This window comes from Micromonospora sp. (assembly GCF_048594385.1).
Classification (GTDB): domain Bacteria; phylum Actinomycetota; class Actinomycetes; order Mycobacteriales; family Micromonosporaceae; genus Micromonospora; species Micromonospora wenchangensis.
This window is the reverse complement of the sequence record NZ_JBMDWU010000056.1, coordinates 1-17,178: the sequence shown is the minus strand read 5'-3', so window position 1 is coordinate 17,178 and position 17,178 is coordinate 1. Positions and strand designations below refer to the sequence as shown.

At 70.8% G+C, this 17,178-nt stretch carries 18 protein-coding genes; 10 read left to right on the top strand and 8 right to left on the bottom strand.

The window, feature by feature from the left end:
- Positions 1 to 109 precede the first annotated feature (109 nt).
- The 5 genes from ACOJTC_RS02550 to ACOJTC_RS02530 all read right to left on the bottom strand — a co-directional run bounded on the left by ACOJTC_RS02550 (position 110) and on the right by ACOJTC_RS02530 (position 5,628).
- Positions 110 to 346 (bottom strand): DUF5988 family protein, encoded by a 237-nt coding sequence (locus tag ACOJTC_RS02550; RefSeq protein ID WP_204925068.1) that lies wholly within the window; start codon positions 344 to 346, stop codon positions 110 to 112.
- Positions 347 to 427: 81 nt separating this feature from the next.
- Positions 428 to 3,295: a helix-turn-helix transcriptional regulator gene (locus tag ACOJTC_RS02545; RefSeq protein ID WP_420115577.1), complete on the bottom strand. Its 2,868-nt coding sequence runs from the start codon at positions 3,293 to 3,295 to the stop codon at positions 428 to 430.
- Positions 3,296 to 3,982: 687 nt separating this feature from the next.
- Positions 3,983 to 4,465 (bottom strand): hypothetical protein, encoded by a 483-nt coding sequence (locus tag ACOJTC_RS02540; RefSeq protein WP_420115576.1) that lies wholly within the window; start codon positions 4,463 to 4,465, stop codon positions 3,983 to 3,985.
- On the bottom strand, positions 4,465 to 4,983 hold the full coding sequence (locus ACOJTC_RS02535; RefSeq protein WP_420115575.1) for a SigE family RNA polymerase sigma factor: 519 nt from the start codon (positions 4,981 to 4,983) through the stop codon (positions 4,465 to 4,467). The genes ACOJTC_RS02540 and ACOJTC_RS02535 overlap by 1 nt, the downstream gene beginning before the upstream one ends.
- A gap of 126 nt (positions 4,984 to 5,109) precedes the next feature.
- Positions 5,110 to 5,628: a hypothetical protein gene (locus ACOJTC_RS02530; RefSeq protein WP_420115574.1), complete on the bottom strand. Its 519-nt coding sequence runs from the start codon at positions 5,626 to 5,628 to the stop codon at positions 5,110 to 5,112.
- A gap of 221 nt (positions 5,629 to 5,849) precedes the next feature.
- Here ACOJTC_RS02530 and ACOJTC_RS02525 point away from each other — a divergent pair, with 221 nt between their 5' ends.
- The 5 genes from ACOJTC_RS02525 (at position 5,850) to ACOJTC_RS02505 (ending at position 10,403) form a co-directional block, all read left to right on the top strand.
- Complete coding sequence (locus tag ACOJTC_RS02525) at positions 5,850 to 6,086, top strand: cold shock domain-containing protein (RefSeq protein ID WP_420115573.1); 237 nt, start codon at positions 5,850 to 5,852, stop codon at positions 6,084 to 6,086.
- Between the two features lie 456 nt (positions 6,087 to 6,542).
- Positions 6,543 to 7,223 (top strand): hypothetical protein, encoded by a 681-nt coding sequence (locus ACOJTC_RS02520; RefSeq protein ID WP_420115572.1) that lies wholly within the window; start codon positions 6,543 to 6,545, stop codon positions 7,221 to 7,223.
- 232 nt (positions 7,224 to 7,455) lie between these two features.
- The gene (locus ACOJTC_RS02515; protein ID WP_420115571.1) at positions 7,456 to 7,887 is read left to right on the top strand and encodes a hypothetical protein; all 432 of its coding nucleotides are present in this window, start codon (positions 7,456 to 7,458) and stop codon (positions 7,885 to 7,887) included.
- Positions 7,888 to 8,055: 168 nt separating this feature from the next.
- Positions 8,056 to 9,558 (top strand): hypothetical protein, encoded by a 1,503-nt coding sequence (locus tag ACOJTC_RS02510; protein WP_420115570.1) that lies wholly within the window; start codon positions 8,056 to 8,058, stop codon positions 9,556 to 9,558.
- An 83-nt stretch (positions 9,559 to 9,641) separates the two neighbouring features.
- Entirely contained in the window at positions 9,642 to 10,403 is a 762-nt protein-coding gene (locus ACOJTC_RS02505; protein WP_420115569.1) for a DUF429 domain-containing protein, read from the top strand.
- A 235-nt stretch (positions 10,404 to 10,638) separates the two neighbouring features.
- On the opposite strand, the gene ACOJTC_RS02500 is transcribed toward ACOJTC_RS02505, so the two are convergent.
- Positions 10,639 to 11,259 carry a TetR/AcrR family transcriptional regulator gene (locus ACOJTC_RS02500; RefSeq protein ID WP_420115568.1) on the bottom strand — a complete coding sequence of 207 codons (621 nt, stop codon included), beginning with the start codon at positions 11,257 to 11,259 and terminating at the stop codon, positions 10,639 to 10,641.
- Between the two features lie 118 nt (positions 11,260 to 11,377).
- Between ACOJTC_RS02500 and ACOJTC_RS02495 the strand changes: the two genes are divergently transcribed.
- Together ACOJTC_RS02495 and ACOJTC_RS02490 are read left to right on the top strand one after the other, a co-directional pair.
- Positions 11,378 to 12,163, top strand: a complete 786-nt coding sequence (locus ACOJTC_RS02495) for an SDR family NAD(P)-dependent oxidoreductase (protein ID WP_420115567.1) — start codon at positions 11,378 to 11,380, stop codon at positions 12,161 to 12,163.
- Between the two features lie 194 nt (positions 12,164 to 12,357).
- Positions 12,358 to 12,885 (top strand): DUF6244 family protein, encoded by a 528-nt coding sequence (locus ACOJTC_RS02490; RefSeq protein WP_420115566.1) that lies wholly within the window; start codon positions 12,358 to 12,360, stop codon positions 12,883 to 12,885.
- A 32-nt stretch (positions 12,886 to 12,917) separates the two neighbouring features.
- Here ACOJTC_RS02490 and ACOJTC_RS02485 read toward each other — a convergent pair whose 3' ends face one another.
- Positions 12,918 to 13,568 (bottom strand): TetR/AcrR family transcriptional regulator, encoded by a 651-nt coding sequence (locus tag ACOJTC_RS02485; protein ID WP_420115565.1) that lies wholly within the window; start codon positions 13,566 to 13,568, stop codon positions 12,918 to 12,920.
- 48 nt (positions 13,569 to 13,616) lie between these two features.
- Between ACOJTC_RS02485 and ACOJTC_RS02480 the strand changes: the two genes are divergently transcribed.
- Both ACOJTC_RS02480 and ACOJTC_RS02475 read left to right on the top strand, forming a co-directional pair.
- Positions 13,617 to 14,273 (top strand): CatB-related O-acetyltransferase, encoded by a 657-nt coding sequence (locus tag ACOJTC_RS02480; RefSeq protein ID WP_420115564.1) that lies wholly within the window; start codon positions 13,617 to 13,619, stop codon positions 14,271 to 14,273.
- Positions 14,270 to 15,175: a virginiamycin B lyase family protein gene (locus ACOJTC_RS02475; protein WP_420115563.1), complete on the top strand. Its 906-nt coding sequence runs from the start codon at positions 14,270 to 14,272 to the stop codon at positions 15,173 to 15,175. The genes ACOJTC_RS02480 and ACOJTC_RS02475 overlap by 4 nt, the downstream gene beginning before the upstream one ends.
- Before the next feature lie 19 nt (positions 15,176 to 15,194).
- On the opposite strand, the gene ACOJTC_RS02470 is transcribed toward ACOJTC_RS02475, so the two are convergent.
- A complete protein-coding gene (locus ACOJTC_RS02470; protein WP_420115562.1) occupies positions 15,195 to 15,989 on the bottom strand; it encodes an NAD(P)H-dependent oxidoreductase in 795 nt (264 codons plus the stop codon).
- A 144-nt stretch (positions 15,990 to 16,133) separates the two neighbouring features.
- Between ACOJTC_RS02470 and ACOJTC_RS02465 the strand changes: the two genes are divergently transcribed.
- A complete protein-coding gene (locus ACOJTC_RS02465; protein WP_420115561.1) occupies positions 16,134 to 16,982 on the top strand; it encodes a helix-turn-helix transcriptional regulator in 849 nt (282 codons plus the stop codon).
- Positions 16,983 to 17,178 lie beyond the last annotated feature (196 nt).

The following is a 17,178-nucleotide window of genomic DNA, read 5'->3' as shown; positions in this document are numbered from 1 at the left end:
TCGGGCTGTGGTGCGCCGTGCCGGCGCAGGACAATCGACGACGTGCGAGGCGGTCCGGGTGCGGTCTCCCCCGGCCCGCGCCGCCCGGCCGGGGCAGGTTCCCCGCCGGCTACTCGGCGATGCGGGACCGGTACGCCCAGCGGAAGACGAGCGGCTCGGTGTCGCTGTCGTCGGGGCGTTCGAAGTGCTCGTAGCCACCGTTGTGCGGGATCTTCACCTTCGGCGCGTCCGGTGAGATCCACTGGCTGCGTAGCTCGGGTGGCAGGCTCGCCGGGCCGCCTTCGAGTGCGATCTGGATGGTGGCGTGGGGGGCTGTGGTGTCGTCCGGCTGGGCGGGGACGGTCATGCGGATAGCTTCCCCGGGCCGGACGAATGAGACATGCGTCAGCTGACGCAGAAAACCGCCTGAAGGTCGGCGAGTCATCCGTCATCGGGCGCCGGCGTTGCGCAGCACCTCCCGGGCGATCTGGTTGCGGCTTTGCAGCCCGAGCTTGTGCAGGGCGCGGGAGATGTGCGTCTGGACCGTGCGGCGGGTCAGGAGCATCGTGGCGGCGATCTCCGGCGTGGAGCGGCCCTCGGCGACGAGCACGGCGACGCGCCGTTCGGTGGCGGTGAGTGCCGCCCAGCCCGACACCGGCCGGGGCGCGCGGGGGCCGCTGACTCCCCGGCGTACTCCCCTGCCCCGTAGCCGCGCCTCGGTGCGACGGACGTCCCAGGTCGCGCCCATGCGGCTGTACAGGCCGATCGCCTCGGTGGCGGCCGCCCGGCACTCGTCGGTCGCGCCGTGGCCGGCCAGCACCACCGCGAGGTCTTCGAGGGTCGCCGCCAACTCGGTCCTGGGGCCGGCTGACCGGTAGTGCTGCACGGCTGTGCGCAGCGGCCCAGGGTCCTCGGTGGCCAGGCCCATGCAGCGTTGCCGCATGGTTGCGGCCCGCCCCGGTGTCTTCTCGGCCTCGGTCCACAGGCGCGTCAGGTCGAGGGTGGCCGTCACGGTCGAGGTGTCCGTGCAGGCCGACGCCATCCGGATGAGGTCCGCGAACCACGGATGGTGGGGGCCTGTTCCGGTGTCGGGGCGGTGCTGCAGCATGGTGGCGAGCAGTGCGGCACCCCGTTCCGGTTCACCCTGCTGTTCGGCGCGTACGGCCCGGGCGGCGAGGAGGAACCCCTCGCCGTCCTCGTCGGTGCTGCGGTCGGCCGGCACGTCCGGGTGGGAGTGCAGGTGGGTTTCGGCGAGCGCGCGGTCGTCGCGCCGGACGGCGATCAACGCGGTGACGCCCCGTCGTAGCAGTGCGGGTCCCCCGCGGTGCAGGCCCGGATAGAACGGGCCGCAGGGGTCGTCCGCGACCGGGGTCAGCGCCGTCAGTGCCTCGTCCCAGCGGCCGACCCAGTAGTGCAGCATCGCCTCGGTGACGCCGATGGACCCGGCGGCGATGTCGTGGGCCCGGCGGCGGATTTCCCGGGACAGTCGCAGCACCCTTTCGGCCTCGCGCCAACGGGCCATGTTCTGCAGGCTCACGACGCGGCAGTGCAGGGCGAACATCTCCAGTTCCGGGTGGTCGGGGTGACCGACGAGGGCGGTGAGCGCCTGTTCGGCGTGCCGGAGTGCGGCCGGGTGGTCACGCCGGTCGGAGCGGGTGAGGGAGAGCACGACGCTGGCGCCGGCGATCGCGCAGTCGTCGCCGCAGCGGCGGCCGGCGTCGAGGGCCTCGCCGGCGAGGGTCTCGGCTTCGCTCGACCCGCCGGTGCCGGCCCGGCTGATCAGGGCCAGGGTGCCCAGGAGGCGTCCGCGCCACGGTTCGGGTATCGCCGCCCGTCGGGTGAGCGCCTGTCGCAGGATCAGTTCGGCCTCGTCGGTCTTCCCGCTGTTGTTGAGCGCGCGGATCAGCAGCCAGTGCAGCTCGCCGTGCGCGTCCAGTCCGGTGGACGACGCGAGGGCCTCGCGGGCGCGGTCGGCGGCCTCCTCCCACCGGCAGAGCAGTTGCAGCGCGCGGGCCAGTGCGACGCTCAGCGCGGCCCGGTGCGGGTCGTCTGCGGGAAGCTGTCCGAGCTGGGTGCGCAGCAGCCGGACCGTGAGTGCCGGGTCGGCGTGCGTCAACGCGGGGGCGGATCTCTGGAGCCAGTCGGGCACCCACCGGTTCTCGACGCCGCCCGCCGCTTCCAGTTGGTGTGCCACGGTGAGCGGTTCGGCGGCTGCGGCGGCCAGCTCCCGGGCCAGGTCGAGGTGCAGCGCCCGGCGTAGCGGCAGCGCGACGGCGTCGTGCAGGGCTTGGCGGATCAACGGGTGGCAGAAGGTCATCCGCTGTCCGGAGCCGGCGAGGATGCGGGCTGCGACGGCTCTTTGCACCACGTCGGCGAGGGCCCGCACCGGGCGGCCCAGCACGACGCTGAGGTCGGTGACGGTGAACTCGGTGCCGAGCAGTGCGGCGGTCCGCAACACGTCCCCGGCGTCCGGCACCAGACCGAGCCGGCTGGTCAACGCGGCGGTGAGGGCCGGGGGTATCCGGTCGTCGTCGTCACGCAGGTCCGCGTGTCCCGCCACGACCTGGACCAGGTCCTCCCGGGCCAGGACGGCGGCCAGCTCGTGCAGGTAGAGCGGGTTGCCGACCGCTGCGCCCGACCACCGGCTGAGGGTCGGGCCGGGTGGCGCTCCGAGTAGGCCGGTCAGCAGCTGCGCGACCTGCGTTTCGTCAAGCGGTGTGAGGCTCAGCAGGTGCTCGTGGCCCCGGCCGGCGCTGACCGGGGTGCGGGTGGGACGGGAGGGGTCCTGACGGTGTGCGGCGACCAGAAGCAGGGGCAGATGGTCGGCGCTGGCGGCCAGGCGCCGCCAGACCACGGTCGACGGCTCGTCCATCCAGTGTGCGTCGTCGACGATCAGGACGGTCGGGCCCGCCGCGCAGAGGTCGTCGACGAGGGAGACCAGCATGTCGGCCACGGCGGCCAGGGCCGACCCGGTGGCGGGGAAGACCGGCGGTCGGCCGAGCAGGGTCTGGGTGATGTCCGCCCGGGACGGATCGTCCGGCCGTTGGCGGACGCCGAGACAGGCGAGTAGGACGCTCAGTGGTGACTGGTGGGAGAGTTGGTCGGCGACGGCGTGGAACACCTGGTGTCCGCGGTCGGCTGCGGCTTGGGCGATGATGGTGAGCAGCAGGGTCTTGCCGATGCCCGGCTCACCGACCAGCCGGAGCGCCGAACCGGTCCCCCGCGCCAGCCGGGTCAGCGCTGTCTGCGTGAGGCTCAGCTCACGCTCTCGCCCGACCCATACCTCGGACCCGGATTCCGGGCCTATTCTCAGCATTCCCATCGAAGGTGAATTGCCGCCGAAGGCCTCTCCGGCGACGGACATCCTTTTCCCCGCTGAGCCGAAATCCATCACATCGTATCGCCTGGAAATCAGCTCTATGGTGGCCGCTGGACCGCGCCACAATGCACCGGCAGGCGCCCTGGACCGCCCTCCGCCAGATCAAATAATAGTCTGATATTGCGAGTGCAACACCGCATGATGAGCCATCATCATGGGAAATGGTCGGAAAATCAAGGGAGGATCGGCGGGTTACCGCAGGCCACTTCGCAGGGACACCACCGGGGAGAGCGCCGGATCGCACAATACGTTTCGGTCAGGTTAATTTATGTTGGTCGGTGGGTTCCTCGACGGCGGACAGACGCAGCCACGCCGCCGGGCGGGCCGCCACCGCACCCCGAAGGACGCGAGGCTGACAGGGTGAATTCACATCGTCATCGCGAGGGGATTGCCGAATTCCTGCCCGCCTTCGCATCAAGTCCGGCGAGGTCGCCGAATCAGCACGCCAATCACCACCTCGAAAGAGACTTGATCTCCCAAGGTCGAGTTCGATGCTACAACGCCGCCCGCCAAATCCGATAGCCCTGAGTGAATCTTCACCTACCTTCGGTAACGGGTCGGTGATGCTCGATGTGCCGCGCCGACCGCGCGGCGAGGAACGTGGCCGGTCCGGGCGACAGGCGGTCAGGAGGTGCAGAACGGTGCCGGCCGGGTCAGGCCGAGTTCCCTACACTCCCATTCGGTGCCCTGTTCCTGGTACCGCCACCCCGCCTCGGCCGTGTAGTGGAACAGGTAGCGGATGTCGCCGCCCGCCGGCCGCTTCACCTCGGCCGCCGCCCACGTCTGCGCGCACTGCACACCGGTGGCCGCGAAGGACCAGCCAGTCGGCAGTTCGACCAGGTCCCCGAGGGTGTCGATCGATGGACAGTCGGGTTGCCCGGGGTCGGCTGCGGGAGGTGCCGACGGGCCGGGCCGGTGGTTGACGGCGAAGGCGACCGTACCGCCGACGGCGAACACCAACGCTGCGGCTGCGGCACCGGTGGTGATGGCCGCCCGCCGTCGCAACTGCCGGGACCTGCGCAGGGTCCCCTCGTACAGGTCGGCGCTGCCGCCGTGCTCGCTCAGCTCGGACAGGGCCTGACGCAGCGGCCCGAGGTCGTCGGTCATCAGGCCTCCTCCATCACGGCCGAGAGCAGCTCGGGCGCGAGCTCCCGCATCCGGGCCAACGCCTTGCTGGTCTGACTCTTGATCGTGCCGACCGAGCACTGCAACAGCTGCGCGGCCTCGGCCTCGCTGCGGTCCTCGAAGAAGCGGATCACCAGCACCGCCCGCTGCCGTGGGGTGAGCCGGGCGAGCGCCTGGTGCAGGGCGAGCTTGAGATCGGTACGGCCGGCGTGGTCACTGCCGGGCTGGGCCACGTCGGCCAGTTCCCCGGGAAGGGACTCGGCCACCCTGCGCCGCCGCCACCAGCTCACCTGCTGGTGGTACATCGCGGTACGGGTGTACGCCTCGAAGTGCCCCGGGTCGTGCAGCCGCCGCCGGCCCCGGTGGGTCCGGGCCAGTGCGTCCTGCACGAGATCCTCGGCGAGGTGCCGATCGCCGGTCAGCAGGAACGCCGTCCGGAGCAGAGCCGGCGAGCGGGTCCGGACGAACTCCCGGAACTGGTCGTCGATCGAGTCCGCCATGCCCCGCTCGCATCCCCCGACGTGCCGGCACAGGTTGTCAGGGCACGACGGCGTCGGTGCGGCCGGCTGACTGTGGCGCACACCGTAGCCAGCGTGCGCCACAGCACGCAAACCCGGCCCCTGCGGTCAGCCGGAGATGCAGAACGGTGCCGGCTCGGTGAGGCCGAGGTCCCTGCAGTCGTATCCGCTGCCCTCGCCGTAGTACTTCCAGCCCGTACCGGCCGTGTGGTGGAACAGGTAGACGCCGTCACCGGTCTTCGGGCCCTGCGGGACGGCTCCCGCCCAGCCCTTCACACACTCGACGCGGCCGAAGGTCATCCCCTTCGGCAGCTCGATCAGCTTCTGCAGGTCGGTCCCTGAGGGACATTCGGCGCTCGCGACACCCCCGGCCGCCTTGGCGGTGACGGTGGGCCTGGTGGCGGGGGCGCCGTCCGTCGGGGCAGCCGTGGCCGGCGCGGACACGGTCGAGCTGGCGCCGGGTGCCGCCGTGGCAGTCGCAGCGGGCGCGGATGCGGTCGCGTCGGCCCGGGGCGCCTCCGTGGCGGAACAGGCGGGTACGAACAGGACGGCGGCAGCGGGAAGCAGCAGGAAGCGACGTGCAGACATTTCCGGACCCCTATGGATCGTGGTGATCGTTGCGTACATCCGGGTACATGCGATCCACCGCCGGCAGGTTGCCGTCGATCGGAACTTTTTGTCGGGAGACGTCGGTGACGGTGCGTCGACCGTTGATCCTGCTCTCGCTGTCGTAGCCGCAGGAGCCACGGTGCAGGGTGTCCGTGTCCGCGGCCCGGCCGGGTGATGACCCTGGCAGCGGCTCGCGCGGCAGTCACGCGCGGCCTCCGCCCACCGATACGCTGGCGATCGTGAGCGATCAGGGTCTGCAGGACAGCGGCGTGGTGGAGACCTGGCACCCGGACGAAGGTTGGGGAACCATCGCCCTCGATCACACTGAGCTGATCGTCTGGGTGCACTTCAGCCACATCGTCGCGGGGCCCACGGAATACCGAAGCCTGACGCCGGGTCAGCGAGTGCGTTGCCGCTACGAAGTCCCAGGCCAGGACGGCTACCCCGCCCGAGCTGTCGACGTCGCCACCCGCTGAGCCGGCGCGACGTGCCAGCAGGGCTACCGGAACGACCTGTCGGTAACGCCGGCAGCCCCAGGATGGCGTCCACCGCCACTCGTCCGTCGGCCCAAGCCGGCCGGACGGCCGGTCACGGCAGCGGGTCCGACCTGATCCCGCGCGTCCACCGGTGCGCCAACCTGAGCACGCCCCGCGACAGATCCGGTCTTTCGATGCGTGGTACCCCATTGTGCAAGGACGTTCGGGATGTCGCTGCCGGCCCGGCCCCTGCCAGTAGTCCGGCAACCCTCCGATGAATCCTGACAGCGACGGTCGAGCCGCCAGAACTTACACCGGTCGATAATCGATCTCAACTGATCCGGTCTTTGGACGGGATAAACTGTGTCGTCACAGGCGACCGTCACAGCACCCGGTGCCGGGGAGGACACGATGACACCTCGACCGTGTACGGACGGCACGTTCCAACATCTGTCGGTGGATCTCGCTCTCGAACGCGCCGGGGAATACGGGTCTCGGGGGTTCACGCTGTGTTCGACTCCGGGGCGTCCGGTCTGGGGCCATGACCAGTGCGCGATCGACCTCGCCTACGAGATGTACCGCAGCGACACGCACGTGAACATCACCGCGATGCCGTCGTGTGTGGAGTGCCTGCGGGTGGCGGAGTTGTTGAAGGATCCCGATTCGGCACCGCCGCTGCATCGGAGGCCTCCCCCACCGGACTTTGCTTCGGGGTTCACCGGCGACGAGATCCGGATCGCCCTGCGCACCGACATCGCCACCGGTGCCTCGCCCGGCCAGGGGGCCGCCGTACACCTGCTGACCCTGACCGCGCTCCCCGACCAGCCGGGCTTCGGCGACCTCGTGCGGATACTGGATCTGTTGTGGGACGACGAGGTCGTGCGGATGGGACGGGTCACCGATTGGGCGGCAGTGGTCGGATTCGCGGCGACCGCCGCCGTGCCGGACCGTGACCGGCACATGGCCGCCGTTGCCGCGAGCCTCGCCGGCGGGCCACCGGCCGACCTCGGAGCCGCCACCAGCTCCGTCGACGACCCGACGGCGGCCCGTCGGATGGTCGAGGCGATCGCGATCGCCACGGGCCACGGCGACCGGTGGAGGCTCACAGAGGTACCCGCCCCGAGCGCCTACGCGTAACCACTGTCGGATGCCCTGCGGGCCGCCACGGAAGGCGTCGGGTGGCTGCCGCACAGGCAGGGTTCCTCATCCGATCGCCCACCGCCAGGCGAAGGGGCTCACGTGGAGGCCTCCGCCGTGCTTCGACCCGGCGGTGCACGCCGACCGCAACGTCGTCGGCCGCCGCTTCAGCGAGCGCAGCTGAGTACGCCGACTCATGCCTGGTCGGGTCGGGCCGTCCACGCTGGACCGGATGACGTCTGACGGGGTCGGCGCGGGTCGACGGGGTGGCCCGATCGTAGGCCTGGTGGTCCTGCTCTGGGTCGGCGGGCTGATCGCGGCAGCCGCCTGGTGGGTGAGCATCGCTCTCGAGCTGTGGAACGTCAACAACGGCGACCAGCCCGGCACGCTCGCTGACCTCAGATACCGGGCGAGTCTGGCCCTGTTCGTCGCCATGGTGGTGGCGGTCGCCGGGCCAGCGATCGTCGCGCTCGTCGCGTACCGGCTACGGCTGGTCCGCACCGCTGTCGTCTTCCTGGTGCTGGCTGTCGTGATCGCCGTGCCCGCCCTGCCGTTCGCCGTGCGCGTCGGCCATGACCTCACTCCGGTGCCGAGAACGACGCCCGTCGCGCCGGAGCACTGTGTGGAGTACAGCGGGGGCGACAACCGCTGTCCGGGCGGCTGACGGGAGCGGTTGCGTCGGACCGTCATGCCATGATGCCGTTCACCTCGACGGCATGGAACACGGCGGGATGGTCACGGTGACGGTTCGGGATGACACAACGATGGGCGGGGCTGCCGGTCAGTGGCCGTTGGCCTGCCCGCCCGGGCTCACCGCGCGGCGGTTCACCCCATGACCGGCTGGGCGCGACTGCACGTCAGCTACTGCCAGTACGAGGTGGTCACCCTGCCCGGCGGGGACGGCATGCCGATCTACACCGTCGGTGATGACCTCCTGCACGTGGGCGGGCCGAATCACGTCACCGGCTTCTGCGGCATCCACACGGGTGAGATCGAGGCACGCCTGCGGGTGCTGTCCGGCCCGCCGGCGGAGGTCGACGCCGGTTGGGACGCGATCAGTGAGGCTACCCTCTGGAGTCCCAGCGGCCGGTTGTCGGTGGTCGGCCTGATGAGCGGTTCCGCGGAGAACCTCGACGACGTCGCCGTGCCGCGCGGGCTGATCCGCGTACGGGTGCACGCCCGCCGCCGCCTGCACGAGGGGGTACGCACCGACGACGACCCGCCCGAGCAGCACGAGCTGCATGTGTGGGCGGTGAGCGAGCAGACGCCGTGCCGCACGGTACTGGCCGACCCGACGGCACGCCGTTGGGAGCAGAAGCCGGCGGAGGCGGCCGAGTGGGCGATGCTGTCCCTGGTGCCGCGTCCGTCCACCCGGCCGGCGGGGATGCCGCCACGTCCACCCGACCCGTACGAGGACGACACCGGACTCGCCCGGGTGACGGTGGTCCGCCACCGGCCCGCACCGGTGGCCCTGCCGGTGGGCGTGCTGCCCGTCGGTGACCTGGAGGTGCGCCTGGACCGGGTCGACGCGGAAACCTTCAGGTGGTCGTGGGCGACCGCCGATTCACCGCTCTTCCCCGACCCGCTGACCACCGTGCCGGACGACGAGCCCAGCACGGTACGGCTGACCACCGGGCCCGACGGCGTCACGCTGCGGCATGAGGGGGTACGGGGCCGGCACGCCGTGGCCCTCGGCCTGATCTGGGACCACCTGCTCGACGGCACCGGGACACTCCCCTGGACGGAGACCCTGCGGGGACAGGCCGCCGAGGCGACCGCACAGGCCGAGAAGCTCCGCCGGCTCCGGGCCGAACGGGAGGCCGAACGTTGGGGAGGCGCTCCCCCGTCGGATCGTGTCCGCAAACTCCTCGGACACGCGCAGTCCCTGGCACGGATCGACCGCCGGTTGCTCGACCGCATCGAGGCGCTGCCCGCCGATCGCCAGCGGGAGATGGCCTGCTGGGCGGCCCGCCGCGCGATGCGGGTGGCCGGGCTGGAGCAGATCGGCTGGATCGCCGATGCTCTCGCCGCCGCCGAGGCCGGTCGTCCACTGCCCCGCGCCTTCACCGAGCAGCACGGTGCCGCCGCGACCCGCCGTCTGTTGTCGGACCCTGAGGTGCCCCGTACCGTCATTCCCCTCGCGCCGAACCCGGCGGTGTACGGCACACTCCGCGTCACCGGGATGCTCCAACAGGCTGTCGCATTCCCCGCCCTGGTCGCGTTGGCCGAGCACGACCCGCTGGGCGCCGCGATCGACGCCGTCCGCGACGCGGCGATCGCCCACGGCGAAGACCTCGACCGCTTCCTCACCGAGGCCCACGCCGCTCTATCCTGAAGCGACCCACAGACATGTGGTCGACCGGCGCGGAACGACGTGATGAGCAATCGGGAATCCACCGTACCCAGTAGGTTCGGCAGATGCTGACGGCGGGAATCGATCTTGCAGCGGAGGACACCAACACCGCCGTGGCCTGGATTCGCTGGACCGGGACCACAGCGGTGCTGGAGGAACTGGTTATCGGAGCCGACGATGACGAGCTTCTCCGGGCGGCGTCGACGGCCGACAAGGTGGGGATCGACTGTCCGTTGGGGTGGCCTGCGCCGTTCGTGGAGTTCGTCGTCGCCCACCACCGTGGCGAGATGGTCACCCCCACCGATCTGATCGGGCGCGACTGGCGCCGCAGCCTGGCCTGGCGTCACACCGACCTGGTGACCCGGGAGGTGACGGGTCGCAACCCACTCAGCGTCGCAGCGGACCGGATCGCACACACGGCGATGCGATGTGCCGGTCTCCTGGCGCGGCTCGCCGCAGCTGGGCAACCCGTGGACCGCAGCGGCTGCGGAACGGTCACCGAGGTCTATCCGGCAGCGTCGCTGAGGCACTGGGAGCTGCCGAACCAGCGGTACAAGGGACGACGCAACAACGGTGCGCTGAACGATCTGATGGACCGACTGATGGCCGCTACGCCGTGGCTACAGCTCGGCGAGTTCGAATCGGCGTGCCGGCACAGCGACCACGCAGTGGACGCTGTCGTCGCTGCCCTCACCGCGCGTGCGGCTGCCGTCGGGCACGCCACCCGCCCCGGTCCCGCCGAACTGGCGAGCGCCGTCACCGAGGGTTGGATCGCGCTACCGACCGCACCGCTGACCGACCTCGTCACCGCAAGCGCGACGGATTGACGGCAGCGCGGCCGAGGTCCAGCCCAGCCCTGTCCTGTTCCGTCACTGGTGAGCGAGCACCTGCGGCGTTGGTACCGCTACCCAGCACCCGGTGTTGGTGCACGTCGACGACGCCGCTGCGCCACTCCCCCTAAAGCGTCCTAGGACATTGCTTTGCGGCGGGGTGTTCTCGTTGCGGCTGTCGAGGGGTGAGGATCTGCGTCATCGGCGATCAGGTGGGTGAGGCCCGGCCCGGTCAGGTCTGGTAGCGGGCGCACATGGTGTTGACCGCTTCCCGCACAGCGTGTTCGATCGCGGTCCGCTGCGGTGCCCAGTCGGTGAGCAGGAGCGTGGGCCAGAAGACGAAATTGGAGATCATCCCGAGGAACTGGGTCGCGGCGAGATCAGGGTCGTCGACCGTTGCCGAGCCGGCCCTGTCGGCGGCGACGAGGTAGCGGCTGACCGACTCGAAGTAGGGCATCTTTCCTCGGCTGAACTGCGCCTCGCCGAGTTCGGGGAAACGCGGCAACTCTGCGATGACGATGCGGAACAGCGCGGTCATCCCCGGGCGGGTGAGCAGTTCGACGTACCGGTGACCGATCGTGGCCAGGCCGGCCTTCAGGTCCTCGGCCGACGGCTCCGGTGCGTCGGCGTCCTCGACCTGCCAGGACTCCGTCACGATCGCGTCGAAAAGCGCCGCTTTCGTGGGGAACTGCTTGAAGAGCGTGGCCTTGGAGACCCCGGCCGCCTCCGCGATCCTGGCGAGGGAGGTTCCGTCATAGCCGGAGGCCAGAAACAGGCCGGTGGCGGCCGTGAGGATGGCCGCGCGCTTCTCCTCGGCGACGCGCCTGTGGTACGCCGACGGCTCGGTGCTCATGGATCCCAGTATGCCCGATGGCGAGGTGAGTCACTTGACTCATCTTACCGTCGGCCGTAGCGTCAGATGGTGAGGTGAGCCGGTCAGCTCACCAGATTCACTCCTCGAAGGACATGCCATGTCACGTTTCACCAACCAGACCGCACTGATCACCGGCGGCACCGGAGGACTCGGCGAAAGCCACGTCCGGACCTACCACGCCGAGGGCGCGAACGTCGTCATCGGCAGTACGGCGGGAAGCCTGGGCAGGGCCACCGACCTCGCCGCGGAGCTGGGCGGACGGGCCGTCGCGGTCCGCCTGGACGTCGCCCGTGAAGACGACTGGACAACCGCCGTCGCCGCGGCCGAGCACACCTTCGGCACGCTGACGATCCTGGTGAACAACGCGGGTACCCAGAACCCCGCCACCACGATCGAGTCCACCGACCGCGCCCGCTGGGACCGCACCTTCGCGATCAACGTGACCGGGCAGTACCTCGGCATCAAAGCCGTCACCCCGGCGATGCGACGAGCCGGCGGCGGCGTGATCGTGAACATCGGTTCGACGATGGCGTACGGCGGCACCGCCCGCTACGCCTCCTACGTCGCGAGCAAATGGGCGATCCGGGGCCTGACCCTGAGCGCCGCACTCGAACTGGGTCGGGACAACATCCGGGTGAACGTCATCCACCCCGGAGTCGTCTCGACCAACCTCATCCACGAACCAGCCGCGCCCGGCGAACGGCCGATCTCCGACTTCTACGACCCGGGGCCCTACGCGATCCCCCGCCTCGGCGACCCCGCAGACGTCAGCGCGGCGCTGCTCTACCTCACCTCACCGGACGCGTCGTTCGCGACCGGGACCGAACTGGTACTCGACGGCGGCCTGCTGCTGGGTCCCGCCCTCCCGATCGGCGTGGCCTGACTGGACCGCGCCCACGAACGTGGCGGGTTCTGAGCCGCCGGTCGCGCCGAACGTCCGCGATCGCGTCCACGGTCTCGACGCTTCGGGCACGGCAGCATGTGTCGGACTCCTGCTGCTGTCTCTGGTGGCCGTGGAGTGCCTTCGGTAGCGTCGGGTGCACCCGTTCGCCGTTCTCGATTGGGGATGCCGCTTCGATGTCAGCCGTTGAGAGAATCACTGGTGAGCTGCGTGCCCTGATGGCCGGCGTCGAACGGGCCCAGGGGTTGACCGCCACCGCCGACCGGCAGGCGCAGGAGGTGGCGCTGCGTGCCGCGGGCGCCGGCTTCCTCGCCGTCGCCGCAGGGGTGGCCCGGGTGCGAAGCGCCCTCACCGATGTCCAGGGCGGTCTGGGGCGGCTCGAAGGTTCGATCGGTGAGGCGACGAAGGCCGTCGCCGCCGTACCCGAGCAGGCCACCCCGCAGGAGACGATCGCCGCGCTGACGCCCGTGCAGAGCGCCGTCGGCACCGCCCGTGACGCAGCCGGCGGTGCCGTCACCCGGATCGGTGAGACGCAGCAGCTCGTCACCACGGTCCTGCAGGGTGGCCAACCCGGACCGCTGCTACAGGCGCTGGACGGCATCAAGCAGGTCCTGATGCAGGTCGTCGCCCGCACCAACGGCGCACGGCAGGCCGTCGAGGAGGCGATCGCCGAGGCGCAACGGGTGGGATCAGCGGGTAACTGATCACCCCGGCAAAGGCCGGCATGGTCGAACCACTACGGCGTGGTCGACCTCGCCGGGCTGCTGAAGGCGCCGGCTCGGGCGGCGGTGGCCGCGCTGCGGGCGACACGGTCGGGAAGGTCCGCCTCCGTCGTCGCCCGCAAAAGCAGGAGCTCGTGGTACAGCGGGGCGGTGGTGGCGATGAGCAGCTGGCGCGCATCGGTGTCCGGCGGAACCTCACCCCGTTCGACGGCGCGGCGGGTGATGTCGGCGCAGCGGTCGTACCGGCCGGCCCAGAAGGCGCTCAGGGCCCGGGCGGCCCGCTCGGACCGGAACGACGCGGCGATCAGCGCGACGGTCACCGGGTCGGTGGTCAGTGCGGTGTAGACCTCGTGGTTGACCGCGACCAGGTCACCTTCGAGCGATCCCGTGTCGGGCGGACGCCAGGCGTCGGCCCCCGCCTCGTCGAGGACGTCGGCCAGCAGGCCACCGACGTCCCGCCAGCGCCGGTAGACCGTCGTGCGGTGGACACCCGAGCGTTCGGCGACCACCTCGATGCTCAGGGAGTCGTAGCCGTGCTGCACCAACTGGGCGAGCGCGGCGTCGAGGACGCGGCGGCGGACCGCCGCGCTGCGCCCGCCGGGTCGACGCGTGGGGGCGGTCACCGTCTCGTCGGGAGGATCGCTTGTCGGTGGGGGCGACGCCATGCCACGATGTTATCGCTACATCCGTAGTCTTAACGAGCGAGGTTCCCCGTGACGCCCGACCCGACGGCCCTTCACCCCGTGGCGGCGCATCCCCGTGTGGTGTTCCTCAAGCCGCTGGTCACCTCCCCCAGAATCGTCGTCGGGGACTACACGTACTACGACGATCCCGACGATCCGACCGGCTTCGAGCAGCGCAACGTGCTCTACCACTACGGACCGGAACAGCTCGTCATCGGCCGGTTCTGCGCGATAGCGGCAGGAACCCGGTTCCTGATGGCCGGCGGCGACCACCCGGTCGTCGGCCCGTCCACCTTCCCGTTCACCCTCTTCGGCGGCGAGTGGGCCGAGCGGACCCTCGACGTCGTGCTCGCCCTGCCCAGCCGGGGCGACACCGTCGTCGGCAACGACGTGTGGTTCGGTCACCGCGCCACGGTCATGCCGGGCGTACACATCGGCGACGGGGCGATCATCGCGGCCGGCGCGGTGGTCACCACCGACGTCGCGCCCTACACGATCGTCGGCGGGAATCCGGCGCGACCGATCCGGCAACGCTTCAGCGACGACGACGTCCACCGGCTCCGGCGGGCCGCGTGGTGGGACTGGCCCGCCGACCTGATCACCCGGCACTCCCGCACCCTGATGACCGGCACGCCCGCCGAGATCGAACGCACCGCCATCGAGTACGGACTGGAGCGAACCCGGTGACCGCCGTCCTCATCGAGGAACACCCCGTGACCGACGCCCGCAGCGGCCTGTACGGCGTCACCACCGGACCCGACGACGCGCTGTGGTTCACCCTCGCCCACAGCGGCCGGGTCGGACGGATGGTCCCGGGCACGCCACCGACCACCTACCTCGTCGACCCCGCCGGGCAGCCCACGATCATCGTCGCCGGGCCCGACGGCGCGCTGTGGTTCACCGAGTCGCGGGCCCACCGGATCAGCCGGATCACCACCGACGGCGACACCACCAGGTTCCCCGTACCCAGCCGTGGCGGCGGCCCGTACGGCATCGCCCCCGGGCCCGACGGCGCCCTGTGGTTCACCGAGATGAACGCCGACCGCATCGGCCGGATCACCACCGACGGCGCGGCCAGCGATTTCCCGCTCCCGGTCACCGGCGCCTACCCGTCGGCCATCACGGCCGGCCCCGACGGCGCCATGTGGTTCACGATGAACCAGGCGAACGCGATCGGCCGGATCGACATGGCCGGCACCGTCACCGTGCATCCGCTGCCCACCGACGCCGCCGCCCCCGTGGGGATCACCGCCGGCCCGGACGGAGCCGTCTGGTTCGTCGAGATCGCTGCCGGCCAGATCGGAAGGATCACCCCCGCCGGCGCGATCGCCGAGTTTGCGCTACCGGACCGCGCCGCCCGCCCCCACGCCGTCACCACCGGTGGCGGCGGCGACCTGTGGTTCACCGAGTGGGCGGGCAACCGGGTCGGCTCCATCACCACCGACGGGACGATCGAGGTCCATGACCTGCCCACCCCGCGCTCCGAGCCGCACGGCATCGCCCTCGGACCCGACGGCGCCCTGTGGACGGCCCTGGAGAACGGCGCCCTGGCCCGGATCGGCCCCGCAGGTCGTTGCCGCGCGGTGTGAGGTCATCGACGGTGACTGTTCATCGTCCCGGCGGCTGGTCCCGCACGTGCAGGCTGAAACCGCTGCGGCCGGCCGTCTCCAGGCCCTCCTTCAACCGCAGTGACGGCACCTCGTAGTCACCGAAGTTCTGCCGCCGGAACGCGATGGGCGCGGTGGTCTCCAGCGTCAACAGTCGTTGCTTCCACCTTGTCGCGGCGTCCGCGAACGTGTCATCGGAGATCCTGTAGGCGCCGTACAGCACGAACGGCGGCAGCACCTCCAGGCCCGGGTAGTAGAGGATCCCGTGGTGGATCGGGAACAACAGGTCCTCGATCGGGCCGTTGATCCCGCGATCGGTGTAGTGCGACTGCGGGCCGCCAACGGTCACCGAGAGGATCGCCCGCCGGCCGAGCAGCGTCCCCTCACCGTAACGCTCGCCGTGGCGGGTCTCGTCGTGCACGCCCACGCCGTAGGCGAAGTGGAAGGAGAACACCCGGTCCACCCAGCCCTTGAGGATGGCCGGCATCGTGTACCACCACAGCGGGAACTGGAAGATCACCGTGTCGGCCCAGAGCAGTTTCTCCTGCTCTTCCGTCACGTCGGGGGTGAGCGCGCCGGCGTCGTACGCCCCACCCGAACTCCGTACCACCCGCAGCGGGCTGGTGGCGTACCCGCCGAAGTCGGCCGCGTCCACGGCGGCCTTCCAGTTCATCGCGTACAGGTCACTCACCCGTACCTCGTGACCGGCGGCCTCGAGGGTGGACACCGCGACATCCTTCAGCGAACCGTTCAGCGAACGCGGCTCCGGATGGGCGTACACGATGAGGGTCTTCACGGCTGGTCCTTTCGACGGCGTGTGTCGCCACCCATGCTCGACGGCCGGGAGCGCGCCGTTCAGGGACGCGCGTTCCGTCGGACCGGACTTCCTGGTACTGGCAGGACCACCCGCCCGCCTGTCGTCGCAGCGATACTGGAGGTCATGGACGATCTCGCGGGCTTCCTGCGTACCCGGCGCTCCCGGGTCGACCCGTCGGTCGCCGGCATCCCGACCGACGGCCGACGCCGCGTCGAGGGGTTGCGTCGCGAGGAGGTCGCCCACCTGTCCGGGGTGAGCGTCGACTACTACGTACGCCTGGAGCAGGGCCGCGCCACCCAACCGTCGGAACAGGTCCTCGACGCGCTCGCCCGGGTCCTCGGACTCGACGAGACCGAACGCGGCCACCTGCACCGGCTGGCCCGGCAGCGCCGCCGTCGCGACAGGTCACCCGGCGGTCGCCCCCGGGCGGAGCTGCTGCGCGTACTCGACCTGATCATCGACGCGCCGGCCCTGATCATGGACCACCGGATGGACGTGGTGGCCGGTAACCGCCTCGCCGGACTTCTCTACGGCCGCACCCCGACGGGCCTGAACACCGCCCGGCACATCTTCCTCGAGGAAGCCGAGCGTGGTCTCTACGCGGAATGGGAGAAGTGCACCCTCGACGTGGTCGGGCACCTTCGCCTGGCCGCCGGCAAACACCCCGGCGATCCGCGCCTGGCCTCGCTCATCGGCGAACTGTCCATGGGCAGCGAACGCTTCCGCCGGCTCTGGGCCCGCGCGGACGTGCGCGCCCGCACCCATGGACGCAAGGCCTTCCGGCACCCGCTGGTCGGACTGCTGGAACTGCACCAGGAGAACTTCGCCCTGCCCGACGGATCGGGCACGGAACTGATAGTCATGTCGGCGCCGCCGGAGAGCCCCGCCGAGGACGGGCTGCGCCTGCTGGCAGCACTCGACGACGGCGGAAACCCCCGGGGGAAGGGACTGCGGTTCACCAACTCGACATGAACCGCGCGCCCCTCCCCTCCCACACCACCCAGGTGGACGTCAGCCGCCGGCCGAGGAGATCCCGCAGCCGTTGCGCGTGACGACCGGCGACCTCGCCAGCCGTCGAAGTCGAAGGTCATCACGGGACGGTCGTACCGGCCCGAGCTGCCCTGTCGTCGGTGCGGTGGTCGGTGGTCGCCGTTACCGGAGCGGTCAT

Excerpts from the sequence above, each read along its gene's own strand:
- ACOJTC_RS02550 (WP_204925068.1), bottom strand. The coding sequence starts at position 346 with ATGACCGTCCCCGCCCAGCCGGACGACACCACAGCCCCCCACGCCACC.
- ACOJTC_RS02545 (WP_420115577.1), bottom strand. The coding sequence starts at position 3,295 with ATGCTGAGAATAGGCCCGGAATCCGGGTCCGAGGTATGGGTCGGGCGA.
- ACOJTC_RS02540 (WP_420115576.1), bottom strand. The coding sequence starts at position 4,465 with ATGACCGACGACCTCGGGCCGCTGCGTCAGGCCCTGTCCGAGCTGAGC.
- ACOJTC_RS02535 (WP_420115575.1), bottom strand. The coding sequence starts at position 4,983 with ATGGCGGACTCGATCGACGACCAGTTCCGGGAGTTCGTCCGGACCCGC.
- ACOJTC_RS02530 (WP_420115574.1), bottom strand. The coding sequence starts at position 5,628 with ATGTACGCAACGATCACCACGATCCATAGGGGTCCGGAAATGTCTGCA.
- ACOJTC_RS02515 (WP_420115571.1), top strand. The coding sequence starts at position 7,456 with ATGACGTCTGACGGGGTCGGCGCGGGTCGACGGGGTGGCCCGATCGTA.
- ACOJTC_RS02510 (WP_420115570.1), top strand. The coding sequence starts at position 8,056 with ATGACCGGCTGGGCGCGACTGCACGTCAGCTACTGCCAGTACGAGGTG.
- ACOJTC_RS02505 (WP_420115569.1), top strand. The coding sequence starts at position 9,642 with ATGCTGACGGCGGGAATCGATCTTGCAGCGGAGGACACCAACACCGCC.
- ACOJTC_RS02500 (WP_420115568.1), bottom strand. The coding sequence starts at position 11,259 with ATGAGCACCGAGCCGTCGGCGTACCACAGGCGCGTCGCCGAGGAGAAG.
- ACOJTC_RS02495 (WP_420115567.1), top strand. The coding sequence starts at position 11,378 with ATGTCACGTTTCACCAACCAGACCGCACTGATCACCGGCGGCACCGGA.
- ACOJTC_RS02490 (WP_420115566.1), top strand. The coding sequence starts at position 12,358 with ATGTCAGCCGTTGAGAGAATCACTGGTGAGCTGCGTGCCCTGATGGCC.
- ACOJTC_RS02485 (WP_420115565.1), bottom strand. The coding sequence starts at position 13,568 with ATGGCGTCGCCCCCACCGACAAGCGATCCTCCCGACGAGACGGTGACC.
- ACOJTC_RS02465 (WP_420115561.1), top strand. The coding sequence starts at position 16,134 with ATGGACGATCTCGCGGGCTTCCTGCGTACCCGGCGCTCCCGGGTCGAC.